At 73.6% G+C, this 25,428-nt stretch carries 24 protein-coding genes, 1 pseudogene and 1 riboswitch; of the genes and pseudogenes, 13 read left to right on the top strand and 12 right to left on the bottom strand.

Going from position 1 to position 25,428, the window contains the following annotated elements; translation table 11 throughout:
* Positions 1–93: 93 nt before the first annotated feature.
* Positions 94–477, bottom strand: coding sequence for a DUF3037 domain-containing protein (locus F3L20_RS11090; protein ID WP_145826124.1), 384 nt, complete (start codon positions 475–477; stop codon positions 94–96).
* A complete protein-coding gene (locus F3L20_RS11085) occupies positions 474–1,238 on the bottom strand; it encodes a HipA family kinase (RefSeq protein ID WP_150154090.1) in 765 nt (254 codons plus the stop codon). Before F3L20_RS11085 ends, F3L20_RS11090 begins: the two co-directional genes overlap by 4 nt.
* 231 nt (positions 1,239–1,469) lie before the next feature.
* Between F3L20_RS11085 and F3L20_RS11080 the strand changes: the two genes are divergently transcribed.
* On the top strand, positions 1,470–1,961 hold the full coding sequence (locus F3L20_RS11080) for a Rieske (2Fe-2S) protein (RefSeq protein ID WP_150154089.1): 492 nt from the start codon (positions 1,470–1,472) through the stop codon (positions 1,959–1,961).
* 70 nt (positions 1,962–2,031) lie between these two features.
* A complete protein-coding gene (locus tag F3L20_RS11075; RefSeq protein WP_150154088.1) occupies positions 2,032–2,502 on the top strand; it encodes a pyridoxamine 5'-phosphate oxidase family protein in 471 nt (156 codons plus the stop codon).
* Here F3L20_RS11075 and F3L20_RS11070 read toward each other — a convergent pair.
* Entirely contained in the window at positions 2,477–3,427 is a 951-nt protein-coding gene (locus tag F3L20_RS11070) for a LysR family transcriptional regulator (protein ID WP_150154087.1), read from the bottom strand. The genes F3L20_RS11075 and F3L20_RS11070 overlap by 26 nt on opposite strands.
* Before the next feature lie 75 nt (positions 3,428–3,502).
* Here F3L20_RS11070 and F3L20_RS11065 point away from each other — a divergent pair, with 75 nt between their 5' ends.
* A complete protein-coding gene (locus F3L20_RS11065) occupies positions 3,503–4,492 on the top strand; it encodes a DMT family transporter (RefSeq protein ID WP_150154086.1) in 990 nt (329 codons plus the stop codon).
* A gap of 47 nt (positions 4,493–4,539) precedes the next feature.
* Here the strand turns inward: F3L20_RS11065 and F3L20_RS11060 are convergent, their stop codons facing one another.
* Positions 4,540–5,877, bottom strand: a complete 1,338-nt coding sequence (locus F3L20_RS11060) for an aminotransferase class I/II-fold pyridoxal phosphate-dependent enzyme (RefSeq protein WP_150154085.1) — start codon at positions 5,875–5,877, stop codon at positions 4,540–4,542.
* Between the two features lie 36 nt (positions 5,878–5,913).
* Between F3L20_RS11060 and F3L20_RS11055 the strand changes: the two genes are divergently transcribed.
* Together F3L20_RS11055 and F3L20_RS11050 are read left to right on the top strand one after the other, a co-directional pair.
* Positions 5,914–6,597: a pyridoxamine 5'-phosphate oxidase family protein gene (locus F3L20_RS11055; protein ID WP_150154084.1), complete on the top strand. Its 684-nt coding sequence runs from the start codon at positions 5,914–5,916 to the stop codon at positions 6,595–6,597.
* Entirely contained in the window at positions 6,597–7,232 is a 636-nt protein-coding gene (locus tag F3L20_RS11050) for an FMN-binding negative transcriptional regulator (protein ID WP_150154083.1), read from the top strand. Before F3L20_RS11055 ends, F3L20_RS11050 begins: the two co-directional genes overlap by 1 nt.
* Positions 7,233–7,881: 649 nt before the next feature.
* Here the strand turns inward: F3L20_RS11050 and F3L20_RS11045 are convergent.
* The 4 genes and pseudogenes from F3L20_RS11045 to F3L20_RS11030 form a co-directional block, all read right to left on the bottom strand.
* Positions 7,882–8,841: a DMT family transporter gene (locus F3L20_RS11045; protein WP_150154082.1), complete on the bottom strand. Its 960-nt coding sequence runs from the start codon at positions 8,839–8,841 to the stop codon at positions 7,882–7,884.
* 224 nt (positions 8,842–9,065) lie between these two features.
* On the bottom strand, positions 9,066–10,067 hold the full coding sequence (locus F3L20_RS11040; protein WP_150157293.1) for an EamA family transporter: 1,002 nt from the start codon (positions 10,065–10,067) through the stop codon (positions 9,066–9,068).
* A 46-nt stretch (positions 10,068–10,113) separates the two neighbouring features.
* Entirely contained in the window at positions 10,114–10,647 is a 534-nt protein-coding gene (locus F3L20_RS11035) for a Clp protease N-terminal domain-containing protein (RefSeq protein ID WP_150154081.1), read from the bottom strand.
* Positions 10,648–10,836: 189 nt separating this feature from the next.
* Positions 10,837–11,468 (bottom strand): annotated as a pseudogene (locus F3L20_RS11030) (PadR family transcriptional regulator).
* Between the two features lie 200 nt (positions 11,469–11,668).
* Here F3L20_RS11030 and F3L20_RS11025 point away from each other — a divergent pair.
* A complete protein-coding gene (locus F3L20_RS11025; RefSeq protein ID WP_150154080.1) occupies positions 11,669–12,478 on the top strand; it encodes a PhzF family phenazine biosynthesis protein in 810 nt (269 codons plus the stop codon).
* Positions 12,479–12,540: 62 nt separating this feature from the next.
* Here F3L20_RS11025 and F3L20_RS11020 read toward each other — a convergent pair whose 3' ends face one another.
* Both F3L20_RS11020 and F3L20_RS11015 read right to left on the bottom strand, forming a co-directional pair.
* Positions 12,541–13,344 (bottom strand): CPBP family intramembrane glutamic endopeptidase, encoded by an 804-nt coding sequence (locus tag F3L20_RS11020; protein WP_150154079.1) that lies wholly within the window; start codon positions 13,342–13,344, stop codon positions 12,541–12,543.
* 79 nt (positions 13,345–13,423) lie between these two features.
* Complete coding sequence (locus F3L20_RS11015) at positions 13,424–14,941, bottom strand: glutamate-cysteine ligase family protein (RefSeq protein ID WP_150154078.1); 1,518 nt, start codon at positions 14,939–14,941, stop codon at positions 13,424–13,426.
* A gap of 561 nt (positions 14,942–15,502) precedes the next feature.
* Between F3L20_RS11015 and F3L20_RS11010 the strand changes: the two genes are divergently transcribed.
* The 6 genes from F3L20_RS11010 (at position 15,503) to F3L20_RS10985 (ending at position 20,039) form a co-directional block, all read left to right on the top strand.
* Complete coding sequence (locus F3L20_RS11010) at positions 15,503–16,087, top strand: hypothetical protein (protein WP_145826139.1); 585 nt, start codon at positions 15,503–15,505, stop codon at positions 16,085–16,087.
* Positions 16,088–16,398: 311 nt separating this feature from the next.
* Complete coding sequence (locus F3L20_RS11005) at positions 16,399–16,599, top strand: DUF5999 family protein (RefSeq protein ID WP_150154077.1); 201 nt, start codon at positions 16,399–16,401, stop codon at positions 16,597–16,599.
* A 156-nt stretch (positions 16,600–16,755) separates the two neighbouring features.
* Complete coding sequence (locus tag F3L20_RS11000; protein ID WP_145826141.1) at positions 16,756–17,151, top strand: TOBE domain-containing protein; 396 nt, start codon at positions 16,756–16,758, stop codon at positions 17,149–17,151.
* A gap of 160 nt (positions 17,152–17,311) precedes the next feature.
* A complete protein-coding gene (gene modA, locus F3L20_RS10995; RefSeq protein ID WP_150154076.1) occupies positions 17,312–18,106 on the top strand; it encodes a molybdate ABC transporter substrate-binding protein in 795 nt (264 codons plus the stop codon).
* Entirely contained in the window at positions 18,103–18,939 is an 837-nt protein-coding gene (gene modB, locus F3L20_RS10990) for a molybdate ABC transporter permease subunit (protein WP_145826143.1), read from the top strand. Before modA ends, modB begins: the two co-directional genes overlap by 4 nt.
* Positions 18,940–18,941: 2 nt before the next feature.
* Positions 18,942–20,039 (top strand): ABC transporter ATP-binding protein, encoded by a 1,098-nt coding sequence (locus F3L20_RS10985; RefSeq protein ID WP_150154075.1) that lies wholly within the window; start codon positions 18,942–18,944, stop codon positions 20,037–20,039.
* A 65-nt stretch (positions 20,040–20,104) separates the two neighbouring features.
* Here the strand turns inward: F3L20_RS10985 and gcvP are convergent, their stop codons facing one another.
* Positions 20,105–22,990 (bottom strand): aminomethyl-transferring glycine dehydrogenase, encoded by a 2,886-nt coding sequence (gene gcvP, locus F3L20_RS10980; RefSeq protein WP_150154074.1) that lies wholly within the window; start codon positions 22,988–22,990, stop codon positions 20,105–20,107.
* 173 nt (positions 22,991–23,163) lie between these two features.
* Positions 23,164–23,259, bottom strand: a riboswitch (glycine riboswitch).
* A gap of 114 nt (positions 23,260–23,373) precedes the next feature.
* Here gcvP and F3L20_RS10975 point away from each other — a divergent pair.
* Entirely contained in the window at positions 23,374–23,742 is a 369-nt protein-coding gene (locus tag F3L20_RS10975) for a PRC-barrel domain-containing protein (protein WP_150154073.1), read from the top strand.
* Between the two features lie 244 nt (positions 23,743–23,986).
* On the opposite strand, the gene F3L20_RS10970 is transcribed toward F3L20_RS10975, so the two are convergent.
* Positions 23,987–25,387: a DNA polymerase IV gene (locus F3L20_RS10970; RefSeq protein WP_150154072.1), complete on the bottom strand. Its 1,401-nt coding sequence runs from the start codon at positions 25,385–25,387 to the stop codon at positions 23,987–23,989.
* Positions 25,388–25,428 lie beyond the last annotated feature (41 nt).

Here is a 25,428-nt window from a genome sequence, read left to right as displayed (position 1 = left end):
GCGACAGCTGAGGCGACCTGCCCGTCCCCCGTTCCCGGCCCCCGTTCCCGCCGACGGCTGTCCGCCCCCGGCCGGCGCGTCCGGCACCCGGTGTCAGCGCACCAGGAGGTCGAGCAGGCGGTCCGCCTCCGCCGCCGGGTCGGCCGTGAGGCCGGTGTGCACCGGGCCGGGCTGCACGATGGTCGAGCGTGGCGCGATCAGCCAGCGGAAGCGCCGCCCGGCGTCGTCCCGTGCGGCCTGTCCGGCCGCGTCCCCGCCCGCGCAGACGCCCTCGACGGCACGCAGCGCGGCGTGGACGCCGGGCAGGTCGACGGCGGGATCGAGGGCCAGCAGCCGCGCCTCGTCGAGGTGGGTGCGAGCCCCGACGTACGACAGCGGCCGGCAGTACACCAGCACCCCGGCGTTGACGCGTTCGCCGCGCTCGATCCGCGGGACGACCCGCAGCAGCGCGTACTCGTAGACGTGCAGGTCGCTCACCGGTCCCCCTGGAGGCCCTCGATGCGGGTGTGGATCGCGGCCGCGCGGGCGAGAAGCGGCCGGGCGTAGGCGCGCCGGAGGTCGTCGGGGCTGTCGAAGCCCGGTTCCCCGGCCAGCCAGACGTCGGGGATCTGCGCGGTCACCTCCGCGAGCAGGTCCTCGGTGACCTGCGGGGCGAGGTCCGCCGCCGCCGAGGCGACGTCCGGCGCGGCTCTCCTCAGGGCGTGGTCGGAGGCGTCGTAGGGGCGGGCGGCGGAGGCTTCGGCGCCGGGCCAGCTGTGGTGCCAGATCATGGTCGCGCCATGGTCGATGAGCCACAGCTCCTCGCGCCACCGCAGCATGTTGGGGTTGCGCCAGGAGCGGTCGACGTTGTTCACCAGGGCGTCGAACCAGAGGATCCGGCCGGCCTCCTCGGGGTTCACCTCGAAGGCGAGCGGGTCGAAGCCGAGGGCGCCGGAGAGGAAGTCCGTCCCGAGGTTGGTGCCGCCGCTGGACTTCAGCAACTGCTGCACCTCCTGGTCAGGTTCGCCGAGCCCGAGCACGGGGTCGAGCTCCACGGTGACCAGGCGCGGCACCCGCAGCCCCAGCCGGCGGGCCAGTTCCCCGCAGACGACCTCGGCGACCAGCGTCTTGCGGCCCTGGCCGGCGCCGGTGAACTTCAGCGCGTAGGTGCCGAGATCGTCCGCCTCGATCAGTCCGGGGAGCGAGCCGCCCTCGCGCAGCGGCGCGATGAATCGGGTCGCGATGACTTCCTTGAGCATCGCCCCAGGCTACTGGCGCGTCACCGCACGTCGGAGGCGGCCCGGGCGCGCGGCGCCGGTGAGCGACAGGGAAACGACAGCCGTGGCTTACGCCCGTCCGACCGCGGGCGGGTCAAGCTCTCGGCACCGGCCGACGGGCACCGAGGGCCACGGGAAGGCACTGAACGGCAAGGGCCCGCCGACCGTACCTGTTCGCAGATCACGCCTCTCCCCGGAAGGGACACCACTGGCATGACCGTATCGTTCGAGTCCGCATCGGGACCTGCCCGTCGCACCGTCGTGGCGGCCGCCGGAGCGGCCGGCCTCGCCGTGGCGCTGGCCGCGTGCGGAGGGTCCGACGACGACGCGCCGGGCTCCTCGGCGGACGCCGGCGGCGGCGCGGCGGACGACGGGGCGAGCGGCGGCGGTTCGGGTGGCGGGGGGAACGCCGCCGGGGGCGCGCCGCTCGCCTCGACCTCCGACATCCCCGAGGGCGGCGGCAAGGTGTTCGCCGATCAGCAGGTGGTCGTCACCCAGCCGTCGGCGGGCGAGTTCATGGCGTTCTCCTCCACCTGCACCCACCAGGGGTGCGCGGTGAAGAGCGTCTCCGACGGGCTCATCAACTGCCCCTGCCACAACAGCAACTTCTCCATCACCGACGGCAGTGTGAGCAGTGGTCCCGCGACCAAGCCGCTCCCCTCGGTGCGGATCTCCGTCAGCGGTGACTCGATCACCCTCGCCTGAACGGTCGAACCCGTGCACGATGGGGGACCTGTGCACGGTACGTGAGCAGCACGACAGCGGAAGGGACCGTATGTCCGCCACGCAGCGCCGGGGCCGCAAGATCATGATGACGCCCGGGGAGCTGGACGACTTCCTCACCGAGCAGCGCACCTGCCGGGTCGCCACGGTGAACGCCGACGGCATGCCGCACGTGAGCACCCTGTGGTTCGTGTGGGACGGCGTCTCGATGTGGCTGTACTCCGTGGTGCGCAGCAGGCGGTTCACGGATCTGCGGCGGGACCCGCGGGCAGCGATCGTGGTCGACACGGGCGAGGAGTACGACGAACTGCGCGGCGCGGAGCTGTCCGGGCGGGTGGAGTTCGTGGGCGAGGTCCCGCGCACCGGTGAGCTGCGCGCGGAACTGGACGTGCCGGAGACGCTGTTCGCCCGCAAGAACTTCGGCCTGGACGAGATGCCGCACGACGGGCGCCATGCCTGGCTGCGGCTGACCCCCGAGAAGATCGTGTCCTGGGACTTCAGGAAACTGTCGCAGCTGTCCTGACCGGGGCGCCGTCCTCGAGGGCGCCCCCGAAGCGCTCCCCCGCCGCCCGCAGCGCCCGCACCGCCGCGCGGATGGACGGGCGGCGGTCGGCGTCCGCGCGCCAGACGACGAACACATGCCGTCGGACGCGCTGGCGGAGCGGGACGGTCACCACTCCGGCGGGCAGCGGGTCGCGGCCCAGCACCGGGGCGATGCACACGCCGAGGCCGGCCGCGACCAGGTTGAGCTGGGTGTGGCTCTCGGCGGCGCGGTGGGCGACGATCGGTTCGACGCCCTTGGAACGCAGGGTGAACATGAGCCACTCGTGGCAGAACTCACCCTCGCCCCAGGTGATCCACTCGTCCTCGGCCAGCTCGCCGAGGTCGACCTCCTCCCGGCCGGCGAGCGGATGGGCGGCCGGGAGCGCGACATCGGCGGGGTCGTCGAGGAGCAGTGCCTTGACCAGCCCGTCGGGCAGCGGCATCGGCTTGTTGTACCAGTCGAGCACCACGGCCAGGTCGAGGTCACCGCGGACCACTCCCCGGATGCCGTTCTCGGGCTCCGACTCGCGTGAGCGCACCCGCAGCGCGGGGTGGCGTTCGCGCAGGTCGGCGAGCGCCACCGGGAAGAGCCCGCGCGCGGCGGTCGGGAAGGCGGAGATGCGCAGCTCGCCCGCCACCTGGCCGCGCTGCGCCTCCAGGTCGGCCTGGGCCAGCTCCACCTGGGACAGGATGCGCGCGGCGTGCTCGGCGAGCAGCCGGCCCGCGTCCGTGAGCCGGACGCCGCGGCCGTGCTTGGCGAGGAGCCGCTGTCCCACCTCGCGCTCCAGCTTGGCCATCTGCTGCGAGACGGCCGAGGTGGTGATGTGCAGCCCCTCCGCCGCGCCGCTGACCGAACCGTGCCGGGCGAGGGCGTCGAGGGTGCGCAGACGCTCCAAGTTCAACATGTAAGCGATGCTACGAGATATGGCGTGCGAATTCTCGATTGTGCTACGAGATGAGTCTGCCGCATCGTTACCGGCATGAGCAGCGTCACCGCGACCACCACCACGTCCCCCGGCCGGCCCGACTCGGCCGGTCCCGCGCCCGCGCGCACCCGTCCGCGCCTGGACTGGCGGCTGCGCTTCGCCGCGCTGTCCCTGATCTGGGGCTTCAGCTTCCTCCTCATCAAGGTCGGCACGCAGGGCTACGCCCCCTTCCAGGTCACGCTGGGACGGCTGGCGTTCGGCACCGCCGTCCTGGCGGTCGCCATGGCGGTACGGCGGGAGCGGCTGCCGCGCGGGGTGCGCACCTGGGGGCATCTGGCGGTCGCCGGGTTCCTGCTGAACGCCCTGCCGTTCTCGCTGTTCGCCTTCGCGGAGCTGACCGTCCCGTCCACCCTGGCCGGCATCTGCAACGCCACCTCTCCGCTGTGGGGCATGGCGCTGTCCCTGGTGGCGCTGCGCGAGGACCGGCCGACCCGGGTACGGGTGGCGGGTCTGGGGGTGGGGTTCCTCGGGGTGCTGACCGTGCTCGGCGCCTGGCAGGGCTTCCAGGGCCTGGACGCGCGCGGTACGGCCCTGGCCCTGCTGGCCTCGCTGAGCTACCCCGTCGGCTGGATCTACGTCCGGCGCACCCTGGCGGGCAGCAGCCACTCCCACCTGTCGCTGACCGGCGGCCAGTTGCTGCTGGCGACCGTGCAACTGGCGGTCGTGACGCCGTTGTTCACCTCCGTACCGGCCGGCCTGGCGGTCGGGCCGCTGCTGGCCATCGCCGCGCTCGGCACACTGGGCACAGGGCTCGCGGTCCTCGTGCAGTACGGCATCGTCGCCGAAGTGGGCCCGACGACCGGCCAGATGGTCACCTACTTCGTCCCGGTGATCGCCGCCGCGGCCGGTGTCGCGCTGCTCGGCGAGACCCTCACCTGGTCGACACCGGTCGGCGCGGCGGTCGTGCTGGCCGGCGCGGCCCTCACCCAGGTGAAGCCGCAACGGCCGGCGCTCCCCCGGGTGAAGCCGCAACGGCCGGCGTAGTCCGCCGGTCCGGGGGCGTGCGGCAGCGCCGAGGCGTGCGTCCCGTCTCAGGCGTAGGTGCGCCGGGCTCCGTCACCGGGGCCCAGCGCCGCGGCGATCGCCTCGGCGAGGGGTTCGATCTCCTCCTCGTCGAGGGTCGAGACGGTGACGCGGACGCCGGGAGGCGCGCTCATCCGGAAGCGCGCGCCGGGCGCCACCGCCCACCCGGCGTGCAGCAGCCGGGCGACGACGCCGGTCTCGTCGGGGACCGGCACCCACAGGTTCATGCCGCTGCGCCCGTGCGCCGTGATGCCGCGCCTTCGCAGCGCCTCGGCCAGCGCGTCCCTGCGCCGCCCGTAGCGCGCCGCCACGGCAGCCGGATCGACGGTGCCGTCGGCCCACACCCGCGCCACCGCCCGCTGCATGGTCAGGCTGACCCAGCCGGGCCCGAGCCGCTGCCGGCCGCGCACCCGGTCCAGGGTGACCGCGTCGCCGGTGAGGACGGCGAGGCGCAGGTCGGGCCCGTACGCCTTGGCCACCGAGCGGGAGAAGGCCCACCGGCGCGTCGCCCCGGCAAGAGGGTGCAACGGCACGTCGACGATGTGGTGCCCGTGGTCGTCCTCGATCAGCAGGGTCTCGGGGTGTCCGGCGAGCACCTCCCGCAGGGCGCGCGCCCGTGCGGCGCTCAGCGCGGCGCCGGTCGGGTTCTGCGCGCGGTCCGTGACGATCAGCGCCCGGGCACCGCCCGCGAGCGCCTTCCGTACGCCGTCGGGCAGCGGGCCCTCGTCGTCCACGGCCACCGGCACGGTGCGCAGGCCGAGCGCCGGGACGAGGTCCAGCAGGCTGCCCCAGCCGGGGTCCTCCACCACGACCGCGTCCCCGGGCCGCAGGTGTGCGGCGAGCACCCGCTCGACGGCGTCCAGCGCGCCCGACGTGACGGCCACCGGCCCGTCGGGGACCCCGTCGGCGTCCAGTCCGGCCCGTGCCAGGCGGCCGAGTTCGGGCTCCACGGGGGCGTGCCCGTACAGCACCGGTTCGCGGTCGCCCTGGGCCGCGGCCGCCGCGAAGGCCCCGGCGAGTGGGGGCAGCAGCGCCGGGTCCGGGTTGCCGTCGGAGAGATCCCGCACGCCCGGCGGGACCTCCACCCGGATCAGGTCGCGCGCCGTGGTGGCCGGCTTGGGCCGCACCCTGCTCCCCCGCCGGCCGGACGTCTCGATGACCCCGCGTTCGCGCAGGGTCCGGTACGCGGCGGCGACCGTGTTCGGGTTCACGTCCAGCCGCTCGGCCAACTCCCGCATCGGGGGCAGCAGTTCGCCCGGCTCCAGCGCGCCCTCCCCCACCGCCCGCTCGATGCTCGCGGAAATGTCCGCTGCGCGCCGCCCACTGATCCGATACTCTCCTAGCACAAAGCTCATTATGCACTAGTGCAATGGAGAAGGCCAATGCAGGCGCCCCCGTCACCGCAGCAGCGACCCGCCGCCTACGCCCCCACCGGGCGCACCGTCCCCACCCGCTCCCCCCAGCGCGCGTCGTACGACAAGGAACTGGTGCACGCGATACTCGACGAGGGCTACGTCGGCCATCTCGGCTTCGTCCGGGACGGCGCACCCGTGGTCCTGCCCACGCTCTACGGCCGCGTCGGCGAGGTCCTCTACGTCCACGGCTCCACCGGCTCCCGCCCGCTGCGCGCGGCAGGCGCGTCCGAGGAGGGCCTGCCGGTGTGCCTCACGGTCACCCAGGTCGACGGGCTGGTGCTGGCCCGCTCGGCCTTCCACCACTCGATCAACTACCGCTCCGTGGTGGTGCACGGCACGGCGTACGACGTGACGGACCCGGACGAGAAGCGGCGGGCGCTGGACGCCCTGGTCGACCACGTCGTACCGGGCCGGGCCGCCGACTCCCGCCCCGCCGACAAGAAGGAACTGGCGGCCACCGCGGTGATCCGGCTCGACCTGGACGAGGTCTCCGCCAAGCTCCGCACCGGCGGTGTGAACGACGAGCCCGAGGACCTGTCCCTGCCGCACTGGGCGGGCGTCCTCCCGGTCCGTACCACCTACGGCACCCCGGAGCCCGACCCGGGCCTGGCCCCCGGCACCGGGATCCCCGGCTACCTGACGGCCCTGTGATGCTGGTCCACCCCTGGGACGCGCCCCGCGACGGCACTTGGCAGCGGTGGCTCGCCGCCCACGACTTCGGCCAGCTGGCGGTCAACGGCGCCCCCGGTGAACCGCCGCACGTCCAGCCCCTGCACTTCGCCTACGACGCCGAGCGCGGCGAGGCCGTCACCCACCTGGCCCGGCCCAACCCGCTCTGGCCCGCCGTCGAGGCATCCCCGAACGTCCTGCTGAGCGTGGTCGACGACTACGCGTTCGTCCCCGGCCCCTGGCAGGCCGAGCCGGGCGACCCGCCCGAGCACGGCGTGCCGACCAGCCTGTACGCCGCCGTCCAACTGCGCTGCCGCGCGCACCTCGTGGACGACCCGGCGGAGAAGGCCGAGCTGCTCAACCGCCAGGTCTGCCACTTCCAGCCCGAGGGCGGCTCCGCGCGGGCCGCGGTGGGCGAGGCGCCGTACGGCAGGCTGCTGTCCGGAATCCGCGGGCTGCGGCTGGAGGTGACCGAGGTGCGGACGAAGTTCAAGTACGCGGGCAAACGGTCGCAGGCGGTCCGCGACCGCATATCCGACGGCCTGGCGACCCGAGCCCACCCCCGGGACGCGGGAGCCCGCACCCACATCCGGCGCACGGGCACTCCGGCCCCGTAGGGGGCCGTGCGCCACGCGGGCCCGGATCGGCGAGGCGAGCGCGGTCCGCCGGCCTCCGCCCGGCCCTCGACCGCACGCACGCGAGGCGGCGCCGCGGCCGCCGACGTCCGGCGCGTGGTGCCCGGCCGCCCGACCGGTCCTGACGGCATGCCCGGAAACGCGGGACGGCGTCGGCCCACGTCCGGCAAGGGGCCCCTGCGCTCCCCGACGGGCCCGGCCCGCGCAGGACGCCCGACGAGCAGGACCGACCGGCCGCCGGCCGAGGCGACCCTTGTACGTGTCAACGCGGTCCCACGTCAGGCCGGTCGGCCGCACCGCGACATCGAACGGACCTCCCGGCACGGGCACGTTCGCCAGGTGAGGCCCGCCCCGCACAGGCACACGCTGGGCGGCTGGACCCGGGCGGCCACCGACCGCACGCACGCGGCGACCCGTGACCAGGTCCTGCGAGTGGGCCCCTCCGGGCCACCGGACGGACCCGGCTCGCGCGGCCCGTCCGGCCGGAGGACCCGCCCGTCCCCGACCGCGCGGCACCGCGGCCGGTCGGACGCACGTCCGCGAGCGGATCTTCGGCTGCCGCCGGCCCACCTCCACGGCACGCGGGGGACGCAGTCCCCGTGGACCACGTCCCCCGCTCGCTGAGGGGACGTCAGGCCGGGACCGTGTCCGTCCGTGTCCTGCGGGCCCGTGCGCCGCGGGCCTCGCCGACCGCGAGGCCCGCCACCGAGCCCAGCATCAGCAGGGTGCCGGCGAGTGTGGCCGCCGTCAGCCGTTCACCGAGCAGGGCGACGGCCAGCACCGCCGCGCTGACCGGTTCGAGCAGCATGATCACGGACACGGTCGCCGACCGTACGACGGCGGCGCCGGCGAAGTAGAGGCCGTAGGCGAGCGCGGTCGGCACGGAGGCGACGTACGCCAGCAGGAGCAGCAGGGTGCCGGGGGCGTCGGTGTGGGGCACCAGCCCCTCGGCCGCCGCGAACGGCAGCAGCACCAGGCTGGTGACGGCGAACGCGCCGACGGTGGCGCCGGACGCGTCGGTGCCGCCGTCCCGCCCCCACCAGCGGGTGAGCAGGGTCATCGCCGAATATCCGGCGGCCGACACCAGGGCGAGCAGGACGCCCACCGGGTCCACGGTGGTCTCCCCGCCGCCGAGGACGAGCACCACCAGCCCGATGAGCGCGCCGACGACGGCCGCCAGTCCGCCGCGTCCCAGCCGCTCGCCCAGGGCGAGCCGGGCGCCGAGGGCGATCAGCACGGGTCCGGCGCCCAGGGTGACGACGGTGGCCACGGCCAGTCCCGTGGCGGAGACGGCGGCGAAGTAGGCGGTCTGGAAGACCGCGAGCCCCGTGCCGGTGGCCACGGCGCGCCGCACCCGGCGGCCGAGGGGGGCCCGGGCGGCACCACGCGAGGCGCGCCCGGACACCAGCCGGGCGGCGTACAGCACGACCAGCCCGGCGGCGCAGCGCCAGAAGGACAGGGCGACCGGCCCCATGTCGCTGGTCCGGTAGACCAACGAGGCGGCGGCGCCCGCGGTGCCCCAGGCGGCACCGGCGACGACCAGATAGACGAGGCCCCGCCCGACGGGCAGGCCGGAGACGTTGTTCGACACGTGTTCTCTCTCCGCAGAGGCGCGCGCCACGCGTCGGCGTGGGCGCGGAAGTTCGGAAGGGATCCGGGGTCAGCCCCGGCCGGGGCCGGGGGGACGGGATCCGCGGACTTCGTCTGCGGGCAGCACCGCTACGCCCGGCACGCTGCCGGGCGGATGTACCGGAGGGCCCGCCTCAGGCGGCCGGCGGCGGAAGAACACATGCGTGCGTATGCATGATCAGCACCCTAGGGGGTGGTCCCCGGGGTCGACAACTCCCGTTCGGGCCCGCCGCTCGCCACCGGGTCCTCCACGGACCGGGCCGGGGCCGAGGACTGGGCGATGAGGGCACCGGCCAGGACCACCGCGCCGCCCACGATCTGCGGCGCGGACAGGTGCTCGCCGAGCAGCACCCAGGCGAGGACGGTGGCGATCACCGCCTCCAGGCAGGCCACCACACCCGCGACCTGCGGCGAGAGCCGGCGTACCGACAGCACTCCGCTGACGTACGCGGCGACCGTGGCGACGAGGACGATCCAGGCCAGCAGCAGGAACGCGGCGACGGGGGTGCCGTCCATGTCGGCGCTGCCGTTGAGCACGGACCAGTCCAGGGACCAGGGGCGGGCGACCACGGTCAGCACGGCGGCGCCGATCAGCAGGCCGTAGGCGATGACACCGAGCGGGTCGGGCGCCTCCTCGCTGTCGCTGCCCTGGTCGGACAGGACGAAGTAGCCGACCTGGCAGCAGGCGGCGCCGAGCGCGAGCGCCAGGCCGAGGGCGTCGAAGCCGAGCCCGGCCCACACCTCCACGACGCAGGCCAGGCCGCCCACGGCGAGCACCACGCCGACCGCGGCGGCGCGGGTCACCGGCCGCCGCTGCACGAACCGCACCCAGCCCAGGACGAGCGCGGGCGCCAGGTACTCGACCAGCAGCGCGACCCCGACCGGGATGCGGGAGATGGCGGCGAAGTAGCAGGCCTGCACACCGGCCACGGCGAACAGGCCGAACCCGGCGAGCAGCGCGGGCCGGCGGCGCAGCAGATCCCGGTGGCGCACCGCGAGCGGCAGCATGACGAGGGCGGCGCCCGCCACCCGCAGCCACACCACGTGGAGCGGGTCGAGACCCGCCTCGATCAGCGGCTTGGCCGCCACCCCGGACCCGCCGAAGGCCAGGGCGGACACCAGCGCGAGGGTGAGTCCCACGCCCCGGGCGTGGGGGCTGCGGGGAAGGGCAGTCGTAGGCACCGGCACATGATGACAGGGCACGACAGGAGCGTCACCCCCTGTGGCACCTGTCTCAGCGGGTGGACGGCGCGTCGAGCCCGCCGGACAGGTCCCGGGGGTCCACCCCGGCCCGCCGCAGCACCTCGACGGCGCGTGCCTGCGGGTCCGCGACGAGTTCGGCGAGCAGGTCCGTGCCGCGGACGGGGCCGCCGTCCCGGCGGGCGGCACGGCCCCGGGCCCGCTCCACGCAGACGGCCGCGAGCGGGGAGAAGCCCGTCGCGCCGTCCACGGCCGGGAGTGAGCCGGAGTCCTCGACGGTGCCCTGCCAGCGCAGTCCGTAGCCGATGCTGCGCTGCACCAGGTAGCCGAGCAGCCGGGCGAGGGTGGGCCCCTCACCGAAGGCGGCCCGCACCTCGGCGTCGGACTCCAGCAGGGAGTGCAGCAGGTGGGCGGTGTCGATCTGCCGGTCCCCGTCCCGGACCACCCGGCGCCGGGCGCCGGTCACCACCGCCGCCAGCTCCGCGCCGATCCCGGCGTCGTCGGCCGCGGCGCGGGCGGCCTGCGCCTGGGGCCACGGGGCCTGCTGCCGGGGAACACGGGATCGCACATCCCCACCTCATCAGTCCCGGGGGTCCGGTACATCCCCGCCGGGAGGCATCTACACGTCCCACGAGAAGTGGACAGGGCCTGGCGGAATCTCCTCCTTGGGAAGGAGATCAGGGCGCACATGAGCAAGGGGCGCGCGCCGGATTGCGCACGCCCCTCACCTACCTCAGCCGGCCCTCGGCCTTCGGCCTCAGTCTTCGTCGGCGAGGATCAGGTACAGCTTCTTGCGGGCGTCGTTGATGACACCGAGGGCCTTCTCGCGCTGCTCCTTGCTGCCCGTCTTCCAGACCTGACCGAAGGCCTCCATCAGACCGAAGCCGGCCTGCCGGATCTCGCTCAGCGCCTCCCAGTCGACCCCGCGCGAGGCCTCCTCCCAAGGGGCCTCGGGGCCGTCCTCGGCCGCCGTGCGTCCCGCCTCGGTGAGGGAGAACAGCTTCTTGCCGCCCTCGGACTCGCTGATGATCAGCCCCTCGTCCTCCAGCAGCTGCAGGGTGGGGTAGACCGAGCCGGGGCTGGGCTTCCACGCGCCGCCGCTGCGCTCGGCGATGTCCTGGATCATCTCGTAGCCGTGCATCGGACGGTCCTTCAGCAGGGCCAGGATCGAGGCCCGTACGTCGCCGCGCCGCGCCCTCCCCCTGGGCCCGCCGCGCCCTCGGCCGCCCCAGGGGCCCCCGTGACCGAACCCGGGCCCGAAGGGACCACCGGGTCCCCCCGGCCCCCCGGGCCCGAACGGCCCGAAAGCGGCCCGCAGCCGGTCGAAGTCCCCCCGACCGCCCGCGGCCCACCGTGACCATGTCCATGCTCGTGTCCATAGCTGTGCATCGCACCTCACTCCATTCCATCGTTGATCTATTGCGATGCCTCAACGATATATCGGGAACCGGTCGCATGACAAGACCCGGAGCTGGAGGGTCACATCTCTCCGCGTCACGCGGTCACGGCCAGGGAAATCCGCGGAGACGAGGCCACCGGCGTCGCATTGGTCCGGTACCGGGGCGCGGCGCGGCCCCTACCCTCGCGGCATGCGGATCCGAATCGTCGATGCCTTCACCGACCGTCCCTTCGCCGGCAACCCCGCCGGCGTACTGCTGCTCGACGCCTTCCCGGACGACTCCTGGCTGCAGGACGTCGCCCGGGAGGTGAACCACGCGGAGACGGCCTTCGCCCACCCGCTGCCCGCCGGCGGAGAGGCCGACTGGGCGCTGCGCTGGTTCACGCCCGCCACCGAGGTCGCCCTGTGCGGCCACGCCACGCTGGCCACCGCGCACGTGCTGCACACCACCGGCGCCCACCAGGGTCCGGTGCGGTTCTCGACCCGCAGCGGCGTGCTCGTCGCCGAGCCCGGCGAGGACGGCACCGTCACCCTGGACTTCCCCACCGCCCCGCTCACCGCCGTCGACGTGCCCGAGGGTGTCGCGGAGGCGCTCGGTGCTCCCGTCCTCACGGCGTTCGACACCGGCCCGAACGTCGGGGACCTGCTGGTCGAGCTGGCCGACGAGAAGACGGTGCGCTCCCTGCGGCCCGACCTGAAGGCCCTGGCCGCCTACTCCGAGCGCGGCATCATCGCCACCGCCCGCGCCGGGGACGCGGACCTCGGTCACGACTTCGTCTCCCGCTGCTTCTTCCCCAACGTCGGCATCGACGAGGACCACGTCACCGGCAGCGCGCACACCGCGCTGGCCCCCTACTGGTCGCAGCGGCTCGGCCGCGCGGCGCTCACCGGGCTCCAGGCCTCACCGCGCTCCGGCCTCGTCCGCACCGAGGTGCGCGGCGCCCGCACCCTGCTCGGCGGGCGGGCGGTGACGGTCGTCGAGGGCGACCTGCTGGTCTGATCCGCCCGGCGGCACGACGAAGGGGGCGTACGGATGTGCCGTACGCCCCCCTCGGTCGCGGCTCACGCCGTCGGCAGCCAGTCGACCTTGCCGGCCAGCAGCGCGTAGCCGACGAACGCCCCGATGTCGAGGAAGGTGTGCGCGGCCACCAGCGGCCCGACCCGTCCCCAGCGGCGGTAGAGGTACACGAACACCACGCCCATGACCATGTTGCCGATGAAGCCGCCGATGCCCTGGTAGAGGTGGTACGACCCGCGCAGCCCCGCGCTGGCCGCCATGGAGGCCCTCGGCGACCAGCCGAGCTGGTCCAGCCGCCGCAGCAGGTACCCGACCACGACGACCTCTTCGAGGATCGAGTTCTGCGCCGCCGAAAGGATCAGCACCGGGTACTTCCACCACACCTCGGGCAGCGCCTCCGGCACCACGGTGAGGTTGAAGCCGAGCGCGCGCACGGCCAGGTAGAAGGCGATGCCGCTGCTGCCGATGACCGCGGCGATCGCGGCACCCCGGCCGAGGTCGAACCAGGGCCGGGTGCGGTCGAAGCCGAGGGCGCGCAGTCCGGAGCCCTCGCGCAGCAGCAGATGGGCGACCAGGGCCACCGGCACCAGCGCGGTGGTGATGCCGAACAGCTGCCAGGCGAGGTCCAGCCAGGGCCGGCCCGGCGCGGCCGAGGCGTTGAGGGTGGCCGCCTGGTCCTTCAGACCGCCCGGCCTGGTGACCGAGCCCACGAAACTGATCAGCGCCGACACGCCGCTCGCGCCGAGCGACAGCGCGAGGACGAGCAGTGTCTCGTCGCGGAGTGTCCTCCGCGGGAGCGTCCGCTCCGGATACGCATCGGCCCCCGGGCCCGCCGCCTCCGCCTGCACACCTGCCTCCACATCACCGATCGGTCCGATCAGTATGAAGGCAGATCCTGTGCGGCCGGCCGCGGGTCCGGGGCGCCGCTCAGCCCGTCGGCACCGGCTCGGGCAGCCCGACCGGCCAGGTGTGCACGGGGTCGCCCTGCTTGGTCAGCTCCCGGTAGCGGCGGGTGGTGGCGGCCAGCGCCTCATCCCGCCCGAGGCCCAGGTCCAGCGCCCGGTGGAACGTCGCGGCCTGCCAGGACGCCCCGTTCACCCGGCGCCGGCAGCGCTCCTCGATCACCCCGAGATACCGGTCCCGGTCGGCGGGTTCGATCCCCCACGCGTCCAGCCCGGCCTCGGCCAGCGGCAACAGCTCCTCCCGTACGAGGGTGACCGCGTCCACCTCGCCCAGACCGCCGAGCCGGCCGCGCCGGGGCCAGGTGAAGCGGGCGTCGATGCCGTGCTTGCAGGCGGCGTCGAAGTTGGCGGCGGCGGCCTCGAACGGCAGCCGGGTCCACACCGGGCGGCTGTCCTCGGCGAGGGCGCGGACGAGGCCGTAGTAGAAGGCCGCGTTCGCCACCACGTCGGTCACCGTGGGCCCGGCGGGCAGCACACGGTTCTCCACCCGCAGGTGGGGAACGCCGTCGGCGATGTCGTAGACCGGGCGGTTCCAGCGGTACACGGTGCCGTTGTGCAGGACGAGTTCGGCGAGCGAGGGGACGCCGCCGCGGTCCAGCACCTCGAGCGGGTCCTCGTCGTCGCAGATGGGCAGCAGGGCCGGGAAGTAGCGCAGGTTCTCCTCGAAGAGGTCGAACGCCGACGTCACCCAGCGCTCCCCGAACCAGGTGCGCGGCCGCACCCCCTGCGCCTTGAGCTCCGGCGGGCGGGTGTCGGTGGACTGCTGGAACAGCGGCGGCCGCGACTCGCGCCACAGCTCGCGGCCGAACAGGAACGGCGAGTTGGCACCCACGGCGATCTGCGCGGCCGCCACGACCTGCGCCGCGTTCCACACGTCGGGGAACCGCTCCGGGGTGACCTGGAGGTGCAGCTGCACCGAGGTGCAGGCGGCTTCCGGGGCGATCGACTTCGACGTACAGCTCAGTTGCTCCACGCCGTCGATGTCGAGCGTGAAGTCCTCTCCGCGCGCGGCCACGATCTGGTCGTTGAGCAGTGCGTAGCGGTCGACGTCGGAGAGGTTCGACGAGACGAGGTCGTCGCGGTCGAGGGTCGGCAGGATGCCGATCATCACGATGCCCGCGTCCACCTCCTGGGCTTTACGGTCGGCGTAGGCGAGCGAGGTGCGCAGTTCCTCGTCGAGCTGGTCGAATACCCGCCCGCCCAGCCGGTGCGGGGCGATGTTCACTTCGAGATTGAACATGGCGAGTTCGGTTTGGAAGTCCCTGCTGGCGATCCTTTCGAGGACTTGCGCATTCAACATTTTCGGCATGCCGTCGGCGCCCGCGAGATTGAGCTCGATCTCCAGCCCCATGAGGTTCTTGGGGCGGTCGAACCGCTTCTCCGCCAGGAGTCGCTCCAGGCCCGTCAGGCACCTGCGGAGCTTCTCGCGGTAGCGCTGGCGATCGGACAGGTCGAACTGACCTGCCACGACCTTTTCCCCCATCGAAGCGTCCCTCCTCGGATGGCGTACCGAAGATCGGCCGCCGGGGTCCCGGTCCACAAGCAAGGATGCCCCGCGGATGCGATCGATAACGCCCCGGATCCGTGTGGCGGCCGCTACTCTGGTCGAGGTGTCCAGTGGCACATTCACGGGGCAATACGCGGAACGCGTATCACGGCGCGGTTGCCGGCTCGTGAAAAACGCCGACCGGAATGGGCCGACCGCTCGGCGGTCATTGCCCGAGGTCAGTGGCGTGCACCCCCACGGGAATCGGCATCTTTTTCGCATTTCGCCGACCTGAAATACCCTTGCCGGAGTCGTCGCAGAGAGCTAGACGAAACATAGTCTCAACCCGTGTCGTATAAACTTCGTGCACAAGGCAGAACCAGGTTGGCGCCCATGGTCGAGTGATCCAGCCGTGGGACGGCGTGCGGCTCTCCTCACCCCCGTCTCCCGCTCAGACCCCGGCCCCCGCCTCTCTGACCTTCGCGAGCTGACAGCGCCGTCCGCACCGCCACGCCCCGCCCTCGCGCCACTGTGCCTTCGAATGAGAGGCGACCCACCATGCCGCTGCACGTACCCCCGGCTCCCGCGCCCGCACTGCGTTCCGTCCTGACCGCGCTCTCGTCACCGACCGCGGTGCGCGACGCCCGAACTCCCTCCCTGCTCCGCGCACAAGGGCCCGCCTCGGCCGAGCTTCCGCTGCCCGTGCACGTCCTCGACCGGGTCACCGCCGACGGCGAGACCTCGACGACGCTCGCCGGGTGGCGCTTCCTGATCCGCACCGGCGACCGCGCGGTGGCCGCGGCGGACACCGTCCTCACGGCCGACGGCTGGGCCTTCTCCCGCTTCTTCGAAGGCCCGTACATCACGTCGACGGAGCTCGCGCTGCGCCAGGCGGAGAGCATGACGCAGCCCTACCAGCCCCGGCTGCTGTCCGTGCCCGGACTGTACATGCTGGCGCTCTGGCTGCACGGCGACCCCGAGGCCGACGGCGCCGACGGCGGTCCGGCCCCCACCGACCTGCTGGTGCCGCTGGCTCCGGCCCCGCCCGGCATCGCGGCCCACCGCCCGCACCGGGTCACCGACCTGCTGCCGGTGCTCACCCACCGGGTGTCACCCACCCGCCTGCTCGGCTCACCGGCCTGACCTGCCCCAACGCCTACGCGTACCCCGTCTCCCGCGACCCGGGAGGCGGGGTACGCGCACGCGGACTAGTCCCCTTCGGCCTCCCCGAACCACCCGAAAGGACAGTGCAGTTGGGATGAACCGTCCGCGCGGGTGACGCGTCATGAACCTGTGAGAGGCGGTGCCGCGAAATGCCTGCGGATCCTCGTCCGTGGGGCAACACTGGATCCCGACCGACTTCACAACGGGGGGCGGCCATGAACGACGTTCCATGCCGCGCAACTGACGTAACAGCCCACTCACAGGTCACCACAGAGCGAGAGAACCCACCCATGTGCCAGCACCAGCCACCGTGCCCCTCAGCCGACTCCGCCGACCGGGAATCCGCCCGTCTCGTGGCGCACCACCCGGAGCAGGGCTGGAGCCTGCTGTGCAACGGTGTCGTGCTCTTCGAGGACACCGGTGAACTCCTGCCCGACGGCAGCGTCATCGCCCCGCAGCGTCCTCGGGGCGTCATGCTGACGTCCGCCTGAGCGCGTCCGGTCGGGACGGCCCGCCCGCCGACCACAGGGGCCGGACCGCGGTACTGCCGCGAACCGGCCCCGACGCATGTGCGCGGCCCCTCGCCCACCGACGGCACCGACCGGGTGGCGCGCCTCCGGGAGCCGCGGCGCCCTATCGTGACCGGCATGCAGTCCTACACGATCGGCCAGGCAGCGCGGCTGCTCGGCGTGAGCCCGGACACCGCCCGCCGCTGGGCGGACGCGGGACGCCTCACCACCCGGCGCGACGACGGCGGACGGCGGGTCGTCGACGGGCGTGACCTGGCGGCGTTCTCCGTCGCGCTCGCCAAGGAGGCCACGCCCGAGGAGGGCACTCCGTACACCTCCGCCCGCAACGCCTTCCCCGGCATCGTCACCGCGATCAAACTCGGCGACGTCGCCGCCCAGGTCGAGATCCAGGCCGGCCCGCACCGTCTGGTCTCCCTGCTCACCCGGGAGGCCGTCGAGGAGCTGGGCCTGGAGGTCGGCGTGGAGGCCACCGCCCGGGTGAAGTCGACGAGCGTCCACATCGACCGCACCTGACACCGAGAGCAGTTGTGGAGTCGCACATGCGAGCCAACCTCGCACTCCTCCCTCGCTTGTGCGATGAGACAGGTGCGGTACACCTCGCAGATGCGTCATCATGAGGAACGCGGAGGCAGGCCCCTCCGCAGACGCCCGCGCAGCGAGGGAGTGCACTCGGATGATCCGTTCCGCCCGCCGGACGGCCGCCCTCGCAGCGGTCACGCTCCTGACCGTCCTCCCGCTCACCGCCTGTTCCTCCTCCGGCGACTCCACGGCAGGTGGCAGTGACGGGAGCCCGAAGGGCACGGTCACCGTCTTCGCCGCCTCCTCCCTCAAGGAGACCTTCACGGCTCTGGGCGAGCGCTTCGAGGCACGGCATCCGGGCACCGAGGTGACCTTCAACTTCGGCGGCAGCGACTCCCTGGCCGCCGGGATCGTGGGCGGCGCCCCCGCCGACGTCTTCGCCGCGGCCAGCACCACGACGATGGACCGCGTCGCGGACGAAGGGCTCACCGCGGGCGACCCGGCCACCTTCGCGCGCAACCGTCTGGAGATCGCCACCGTCCCCGGCAACCCGCACGGGATCACCTCCCCGACGGACCTGGCCGATCCCGGCCTGAAGGTCGTGCTCTGCGACAGGTCGGTGCCGTGCGGGGCCGCCGCCCGGAAGGCACTGACGGCGGCCGGCGTCCAGGTCACGCCCGCCTCGTACGAGCAGGACGTGAAGAGCGCGCTGACCAAGGTGCGGCTGAAGGAGGCGGACGCCGCCGTCGTGTACCGCACGGATGTGAGGGCGGCCGGTGACAAGGTGGACGGCGTGGACTTCCCGGAGGCCGCCCAGGCCGTCAACGACTACCCGATCGTCCGCCTCGAGAGTTCCCGCAGCTCCGCGACGGCCGACGCCTTCGTCGCGCTGGTGACATCGCCGGAGGGACGGAACGTGCTCGGCCGGGCGGGATTCCTCACGCCATGACGACCACCCGGGAAGCGTCCCCCGGTACACGGCGGCGGCCGCCCAGGGCCCCCGGCCGCGGTGTCCCCCTCGCCCTCCTCGCGCCCGCCCTGCTCGGCCTGGCGTTCCTCCTGGTGCCCCTGCTCGCCCTCGTCGTACGGGCCCCGTGGAGCGGCCTGCCGGAACAGTTGACCAGCCCCGCCGTGTGGGACGCGCTGCGTCTGTCGCTGGTCTGCGCCACCACGGCGACCGCGCTGAGCCTGCTGGTCGGCGTCCCGCTGGCCTGGCTGCTGGCCCGCACCGACTTCCCCGGGCGGGGTCTGGTCCGCGCCCTCGTGACGCTCCCGCTGGTGCTGCCCCCGGTGGTCGGCGGTGTCGCCCTGCTGCTGGCGCTGGGCCGCAACGGCATCGTGGGCCGCTGGCTGGACGCGTGGTTCGGCGTCACCCTGCCGTTCACCACCGCCGGTGTCGTGCTGGCGGAGACGTTCGTCGCGCTGCCGTTCCTGGTGATCAGCGTCGAGGGCACGCTACGGGCCGCCGACCCGCGGTTCGAGGAGGCGGCGGCCACCCTGGGCGCGTCCCGCTTCACCGCGTTCCGGCGCGTCACCCTGCCGCTGATCGCCCCGGGCGTCGCGGCCGGTGCCGTGCTGGCCTGGGCCCGCGCCCTGGGCGAGTTCGGCGCGACGATCACCTTCGCGGGCAACTTCCCGGGCCGCACCCAGACCATGCCGCTCGCCGTCTACCTCGCCCTGCAGAACGACCCGGCCGCGGCGATCGCCCTCAGCCTGGTGCTGCTCGCCGTGTCGGTGGCCGTGCTGGCCGGGCTGCGGGACCGCTGGATGAGGGCCGTCTGACCATGCAGAAACACCCCGCGCGGGCACCCGGCACCTCTCCCGCCCCCGTCACGGCGACGGCCGAGGGCCTGGACGCCCACCTGGTGGTGGACCGCGGCTCCTTCCGTCTGGACGTCGCGCTGACGGCCGCCCCCGGCGACGTGGTCGCCCTGCTGGGCCCGAACGGGGCCGGCAAGACCACCGCCCTGCGGGCCCTCGCCGGTCTCGCGCCCCTCACCGGCGGCCGCCTGCGGCTGGACGGCACGGACCTCGCCCGCACCCCGCCCGAGTCACGGCCGGTGGGCGTCGTCTTCCAGGACTACCTGCTCTTCCCGCACCTGACCGCCCTCGACAACGTGGCCTTCGGTCCCCGCTGCCGGGGCGTCGGCAAGGCGGAGGCACACGCCCGGGCGGCCGGCTGGCTGGACCGCATGGGTCTGGCCGAGCACGCGGGCGCCAGACCCCGGCGGCTCTCCGGCGGCCAGGCCCAGCGCGTGGCGCTCGCCCGCGCCCTGGCCACCGACCCCCGGCTGCTGCTCCTGGACGAGCCCCTCGCCGCACTGGACGCCCGCACCCGGCTGGAGGTACGGGCACAACTACGTCGTCACCTGGCCGACTTCGAGGCCGTCGCGGTGCTGGTGACGCACGACCCGCTGGACGCCATGGTGCTCGCCGACCGGCTGGTCGTCGTGGAAGGGGGCCGGGTCGTGCAGGAGGGCGCGCCCGCCGAGATCGCCCGGCACCCGCGCACCGAGTACATCGCCCAGCTGGTCGGCCTGAACCTCTACCGCGGCCGGGCGGACGGCCACACGGTACGGCTGGACGCCGGGCCGTCCGTCAGCACCACGGAGAACCTGACCGGGCCCGCCTTCGTCGCCTTTCCGCCCGGCGCCGTCACCCTGTACCGGGACCGGCCCACCGGCTCCAGCGCGCGCAACCTGTGGCGCTGCGCGGTGGCCGGTCTGGAGAGCCACGGCGACCAGATCCGGGTCGAGCTGACCGGCGAACTGCCGCTGGCCGCCGACCTCACCACGGTCGCCGTCGCCGAACTGGGCCTGCACCCGGGCGCACCGGTCTGGGCGGCGGTCAAGGCGACGCAGACGCACGCCTACCCCGCCTGACCGGTCCCGGGTACGCCGAAGGGCCCCGCCCGGGTCGTCCGGGCGGGGCCCCTTCGGGTCGTGCGTCAGTCCTCGTACGCGTCCAGCGGCGGGCAGGAGCAGACCAGGTTGCGGTCGCCGTAGGCCTGGTCGATGCGGCGCACCGGCGGCCAGTACTTGTCGGCGGCGTTCACCCCGGCCGGGAAGACGGCCTCCTCGCGGTCGTACGCGTGCTCCCACTCACCGGCGAGCGCGCCGGCGGTGTGCGGGGCGTTGCGCAGCGGGTTGTCGTCCGCGGGCCACTCGCCGGAGCCGACCTTCTCGATCTCGGCGCGGATGGCGATCATCGCCTCGCAGAACCGGTCGAGCTCGGTGAGGTCCTCGGACTCGGTGGGCTCGATCATCAGCGTGCCTGCCACCGGGAAGGACATCGTCGGCGCGTGGAAGCCGTAGTCGATGAGCCGCTTGGCCACGTCGTCCACGCTGACGCCCGTCGCCTTGGTCAGCGGGCGCAGGTCGATGATGCACTCGTGCGCGACCAGCCCGCCCGGGCCGGTGTAGAGCACCGGGTAGTGCGGCTCGAGGCGCTTGGCGATGTAGTTGGCGCTGAGCACGGCCACCTGCGTGGCCCGCTTCAGGCCCTCGCCGCCCATCAGCCGGACGTACGCCCAGGAGATGGGCAGGATGCCCGCCGAGCCCCAGGGGGCGGCGGAGATGGGCCCGACACCCGTCTCCGGACCGGCCTCCGGCTGCAGCGGGTGGTTCGGCAGGTACGGGGCGAGGTGCGCGCGCACGCCGACCGGGCCGACGCCGGGACCGCCCCCGCCGTGCGGGATGCAGAACGTCTTGTGCAGGTTCAGGTGGGAGACGTCGCCGCCGAAGTGGCCGGGCTTGGCCAGACCGACGAGCGCGTTGAGGTTGGCGCCGTCCACGTACACCTGGCCGCCGGCCTCGTGCACCTCGGCGCAGATGTCGGCGACGTGCTCCTCGAACACACCGTGCGTCGACGGGTACGTGATCATCAGCACGGCCAGCTCGTCACGGTGCTGCTCGATCTTGGCCCGCAGGTCCGCCACGTCGATCTCGCCGTCGTCGGACGTCCTGACCACGACGACCTTCATGCCGGCCATCACGGCGGAGGCGGCGTTGGTGCCGTGCGCGGAGGACGGGATGAGGCAGACGGTGCGCTGCTCGTCGCCGTTGGCGCGGTGGTAGCCGCGGACGGCGAGCAGACCGGCCAGCTCGCCCTGGGAGCCGGCGTTGGGCTGCAGGGAGACCTTGTCGTAGCCGGTGACCTCGGCGAGACGTTCCTCCAGCTCGTGGATGAGCGTGAGGTAGCCCTGCGCCTGCTCGGCCGGTACGAACGGGTGCAGCTGGCCGAACTCGGGCCAGGTGACCGGCTCCATCTCGGTGGTCGCGTTGAGCTTCATGGTGCAGGAGCCCAGCGGGATCATGCCGCGGTCCAGCGCGTAGTCGCGGTCGGCGAGGCGGCGCAGGTAACGCAGCATGGCCGTCTCGGAGCGGTGCTGCCGGAAGACCGGGTGCGTGAGGTAGTCGTCGGTGCGCAGCAGCGCGTCGGGCAGGGCGTCCGACGCGGAGGCGTCCAGGGACGCGACGTCGGCCTCGACGCCGAAGGCGCCCCACACGGCGGCGACCTGGTCGCGGGTGGTGGTCTCGTCGCAGGCGACGGAGACGGTGTCGGCGTCGACGAGGCGCAGGTTGACGCCGTTGTCCCGGGCCGCGGCGACGACCTCGGCGGCCCGTCCGGCGACCCGTACGGTGAGGGTGTCGAAGTGGGAGCCGTGCACGACCTCGGCGCCGCCGGAGCGCAGCCCCTCGGCGAGGATCACGGCGTAGCGGTGGGTGCGCCGGGCGATGGTCCGCAGGCCCTCAGGGCCGTGGTAGACGGCGTACATGCCCGCCATGACGGCGAGCAGCACCTGCGCGGTGCAGATGTTGCTGGTGGCCTTCTCGCGGCGGATGTGCTGCTCACGGGTCTGCAGCGCGAGGCGGTACGCCTTGTTGCCGTCGGCGTCGACGGAGACGCCGACGAGGCGGCCCGGCAGGCTGCGCGCCATCTTCTCCTGCACCGCCATGTAACCGGCGTGCGGTCCGCCGAAGCCCATCGGGACGCCGAAGCGCTGCGTGGTGCCCACCGCGATGTCCGCGCCCAGCTCGCCGGGGGACTTCAGCAGGGTGAGGGCCAGCAGATCGGCGGCGACGGTGACGAGCGCGCCCCGCTCGTGCGCCTGGTCGATGACCGGCTTGATGTCCCGTACGGCACCGGAGGCGCCGGGGTACTGGATCAGGACGCCGTTGATCTCCCGGCCGTCGAGCTCGGCGGGGATGCCGTCCGCCAGGTCGGCGACGACGACCTCGACGCCGGTCGGCTCGGCGCGGGTCTCGATGACGGCGATGGTCTGCGGAAGGGCGTCCGCGTCGACCAGGAACAGGCCCTTCTTGTTCTTGCCCATGCGCCGGGACAGCGCCATCGCCTCGGCGGCCGCGGTGCCCTCGTCCAGCAGCGAGGCGCCGGACGTCGGCAGGCCGGTGAGCTCGGCGACCATCGTCTGGAAGTTCAGCAGCGCCTCGAGCCGCCCCTGCGAGATCTCCGGCTGGTACGGCGTGTAGGCCGTGTACCAGGCGGGGTTCTCCATCACGTTGCGCAGGATGACGGGCGGGGTGAAGGTGCCGTAGTACCCCAGGCCGATCATCGAGCCGAGCACCTGGTTGCGGTCGGCCAGGCCGCGCAGCTCGGCGAGCACCTCGGCCTCGCTCCGGGCGCCGGGCAGGTCGAGCGCGTCGGCGTTCTTGATCACGTCGGGTACGGCGGCGGCGGTCAGCTCGTCGAGGGAGCCGTAGCCGACCTGGGCGAGCATCTTCGCCCGGGCCTCGTGGTCGGGGCCGATGTGACGCTGCTCGAAGGGAATTCCCTGTTCGAGCTCGGAGAGCGGGGTACGGGGGGCGGTCATTGAGGAGGCCTCCTGGTCCGACGACCTTCGAGGGGCACCACGGCGCAGGTGCCCGGACGGCCTCCCCCTCTGTCATCTCAACCTGAGAGCTTCACCGGAACGCGCGGGCGGTCCGGTTTTCACCGTCGGTGAGAGCGGAAGCCGTCGACACCCGCCCTGCTTTCCAGAGTGACCTCGTCCGTGCGGTACGTGTGCCTGAGAGATTCCGGGGAGGATTTGCTCCTTCGGCGCCTCCGATGGTGCCTGGAGGACTCTCCCGCACGGGGTCAGCAGCCGTTGTCAGCGTACCAGCGAGGCCGGGACGCGGACTTTTCGAGTGGCCGTTCCACCGATTGTGCCCTTTTGTGGTGCTTACGGATGAGTTTGCGAGGAGTGGAGGGCCCGTGCAGACCGACATCGATCCGCGTCACCTGATCGGCCGCAAGGCGTTCGACCGCAATGGCACCCGGATCGGCACGATCGACGAGGTCTACCTCGACGACGCCACCGGCGTACCGGAGTGGGCGGCGATACGGACCGGCCTGTTCAGCCGGGACGCCTTCGTGCCCCTGGAGCCGAGCGAGCTGATCGACGGGGCGCTCCACGTGCCGTTCGAACGCGCCCTCATCAAGGACGCCCCCGACTTCGGCGTCGGCCGCCACCTCTCCCCGGAGCAGGAGCTTCAGCTGTACCACCACTACGGCCTGGACCTCGCGTCCCCTCCCCCGCTCCCGGACCACGACTTCGGCAAACTCGCCGGCAAGGAGGACTGAACCTGACGCCTGGGCCGGCGGGGCACGAAACCCGAGTTCCCACGAGCCCCGCCACGCCCACCGGCCGGTCGGCGCGCCGGGGCTCGCTCCTCGGCCTGTACGGCCCACAGGGTGCCCTACCCGTGCCGCATCACGACCCCACGGCCGCCGACGCAGCGCTCACGCCCGGGAAGCGCGGACCCGGACGCCGCGTGTTCTCGCGACCCCGCGGTCACGGGCCCCGCATGCCCTTCCGATCCCGAGGTCACGACGTGCGCGTGTCCGGCGGGCCGCACGTCTCCGCCGCCTGGTCGGCGCCCGGCGGCAGGGACACCAGGGGCAGGGGATCCGCCGGCTCCAGCGCCGCGTCGTCGACGCGGAAGGTCTTCACCCGGCCGGGCCCGGAATCAGGCGTCTCGAAGCGCACCGTCACCCGGCCCAGGCCGCTCCCCTGCACCCACCCGTGCCCGAACTCGGCATGCCGTACGTCGTGGCCCGCAGGCCAGCGTCGCTCGGCCGGCGTCTCCTGGCGGGTGACGGCCCTCTCCTCGGCCGGCTCCTCGGTCTCCGGGGATTCCTCCCCCGCCCCCGCGCCGGCCGCCTGCGCGAACAGGTCCTCCTGGGTGTAGTCGGCCAGCCCGCTGACCCCGACCCCGAGCAGCCGTACGCCGCCTGTGGTGTCCACCGAGTCCAGCAGCCGGGCCGCGGCCTCCTTGACGACCGCCGGGTCGTCGGTGGGACCCCGCAGCGTCTCGGACCGCGTCAGGGTGGAGAAGTCGTACCGCCGTACCTTCAGCACGATGGTCCGGCCGGACAGCCCCGCCCCGCGCAGCCGGCGCACGCAGCGGTCGGCGAGCCGCTGGACCTCCATGCCGACGCGCACCCGGTCGTGGATGTCCACGTCGTAGGTGTCCTCGACGGACACCGACTTCGTCTCCCGCTCGGCGACCACGGGCCGCTCGTCGCGGGCCAGCGCCATCGCGAACAGCGCGTGTCCGTGGGCCTTGCCCAGCAGCCGTACCAGCTCGTCCTCGCCCGCCTCGGCGATCTCGCCGACCGTGTGGATGCCCGCCCGCCGCAGGTGGTCACCGGTGGCGGGTCCGACGCCCGGCAGGGTCCGGACCGGCATCGGTTCCAGCATCGCCCGCTCGGTGCCGGGCTCGATCACCACCAGCCCGTCCGGCTTGGCCTGCTCCGACGCGATCTTGGCCAGCATCTTGGAGGCCGCGAGCCCCACCGAGCCGGTCAGTCCCGTCACCGCCCGGATGTCGGCGCGCAGCTTCGTCCCGACCAGCCGGGCCGACCGTTCGTCCCACGCCGTGCCCCCGGCCTCCAGATCGACGAAGGCCTCGTCCAGGCTGAGCGGCTCCACCAGGGGCGACAGCTCACGCAGCAGCGTCATCACCTGCTCGCTGATGGAGCGGTACAACGCGAACCGGGGCACCAGGTACGCGGCGTTGGGCGCGAGCCGCCGGGCCTGCCCCATGGGCATCGCGGAGTGGACGCCGAACACGCGGGCCTCGTAGGAGGCGGTGGCGACGACGCCACGGGGTCCGAGTCCGCCCACGACCACGGCCTTCCCGCGCAGACTCGGCTTGGACGCCTGCTCCACCGAGGCGTAGAAGGCATCCATGTCGAGATGCAGGATCGTGGGAGCGGATCTCACATCTCCGATGCTGCCCTACGCCACTGACATCGCTCGCGCCG

The sequence above is a fragment of the Streptomyces tendae genome (assembly GCF_008632955.1).
Classification (GTDB): domain Bacteria; phylum Actinomycetota; class Actinomycetes; order Streptomycetales; family Streptomycetaceae; genus Streptomyces.
The sequence above is the reverse complement of the archived record's forward strand: the minus strand, read 5'-3'. Positions and strand labels throughout refer to the sequence as shown.

Coding starts and splice junctions, on each gene's coding strand:
- F3L20_RS11070 (WP_150154087.1), bottom strand. CDS start 3,427: ATGTTGAACTTGGAGCGTCTGCGCACCCTCGACGCCCTCGCCCGGCAC.
- F3L20_RS11015 (WP_150154078.1), bottom strand. CDS start 14,941: ATGGGGGAAAAGGTCGTGGCAGGTCAGTTCGACCTGTCCGATCGCCAG.
- F3L20_RS11005 (WP_150154077.1), top strand. CDS start 16,399: ATGTGCCAGCACCAGCCACCGTGCCCCTCAGCCGACTCCGCCGACCGG.
- F3L20_RS11085 (WP_150154090.1), bottom strand. CDS start 1,238: ATGCTCAAGGAAGTCATCGCGACCCGATTCATCGCGCCGCTGCGCGAG.
- F3L20_RS11075 (WP_150154088.1), top strand. CDS start 2,032: ATGTCCGCCACGCAGCGCCGGGGCCGCAAGATCATGATGACGCCCGGG.
- F3L20_RS11010 (WP_145826139.1), top strand. CDS start 15,503: ATGCCGCTGCACGTACCCCCGGCTCCCGCGCCCGCACTGCGTTCCGTC.
- F3L20_RS11080 (WP_150154089.1), top strand. CDS start 1,470: ATGACCGTATCGTTCGAGTCCGCATCGGGACCTGCCCGTCGCACCGTC.
- F3L20_RS10985 (WP_150154075.1), top strand. CDS start 18,942: ATGCAGAAACACCCCGCGCGGGCACCCGGCACCTCTCCCGCCCCCGTC.
- F3L20_RS11000 (WP_145826141.1), top strand. CDS start 16,756: ATGCAGTCCTACACGATCGGCCAGGCAGCGCGGCTGCTCGGCGTGAGC.
- F3L20_RS11025 (WP_150154080.1), top strand. CDS start 11,669: ATGCGGATCCGAATCGTCGATGCCTTCACCGACCGTCCCTTCGCCGGC.
- modB (WP_145826143.1), top strand. CDS start 18,103: ATGACGACCACCCGGGAAGCGTCCCCCGGTACACGGCGGCGGCCGCCC.
- modA (WP_150154076.1), top strand. CDS start 17,312: ATGATCCGTTCCGCCCGCCGGACGGCCGCCCTCGCAGCGGTCACGCTC.
- F3L20_RS11055 (WP_150154084.1), top strand. CDS start 5,914: ATGCAGGCGCCCCCGTCACCGCAGCAGCGACCCGCCGCCTACGCCCCC.
- gcvP (WP_150154074.1), bottom strand. CDS start 22,990: ATGACCGCCCCCCGTACCCCGCTCTCCGAGCTCGAACAGGGAATTCCC.
- F3L20_RS11065 (WP_150154086.1), top strand. CDS start 3,503: ATGAGCAGCGTCACCGCGACCACCACCACGTCCCCCGGCCGGCCCGAC.
- F3L20_RS11050 (WP_150154083.1), top strand. CDS start 6,597: ATGCTGGTCCACCCCTGGGACGCGCCCCGCGACGGCACTTGGCAGCGG.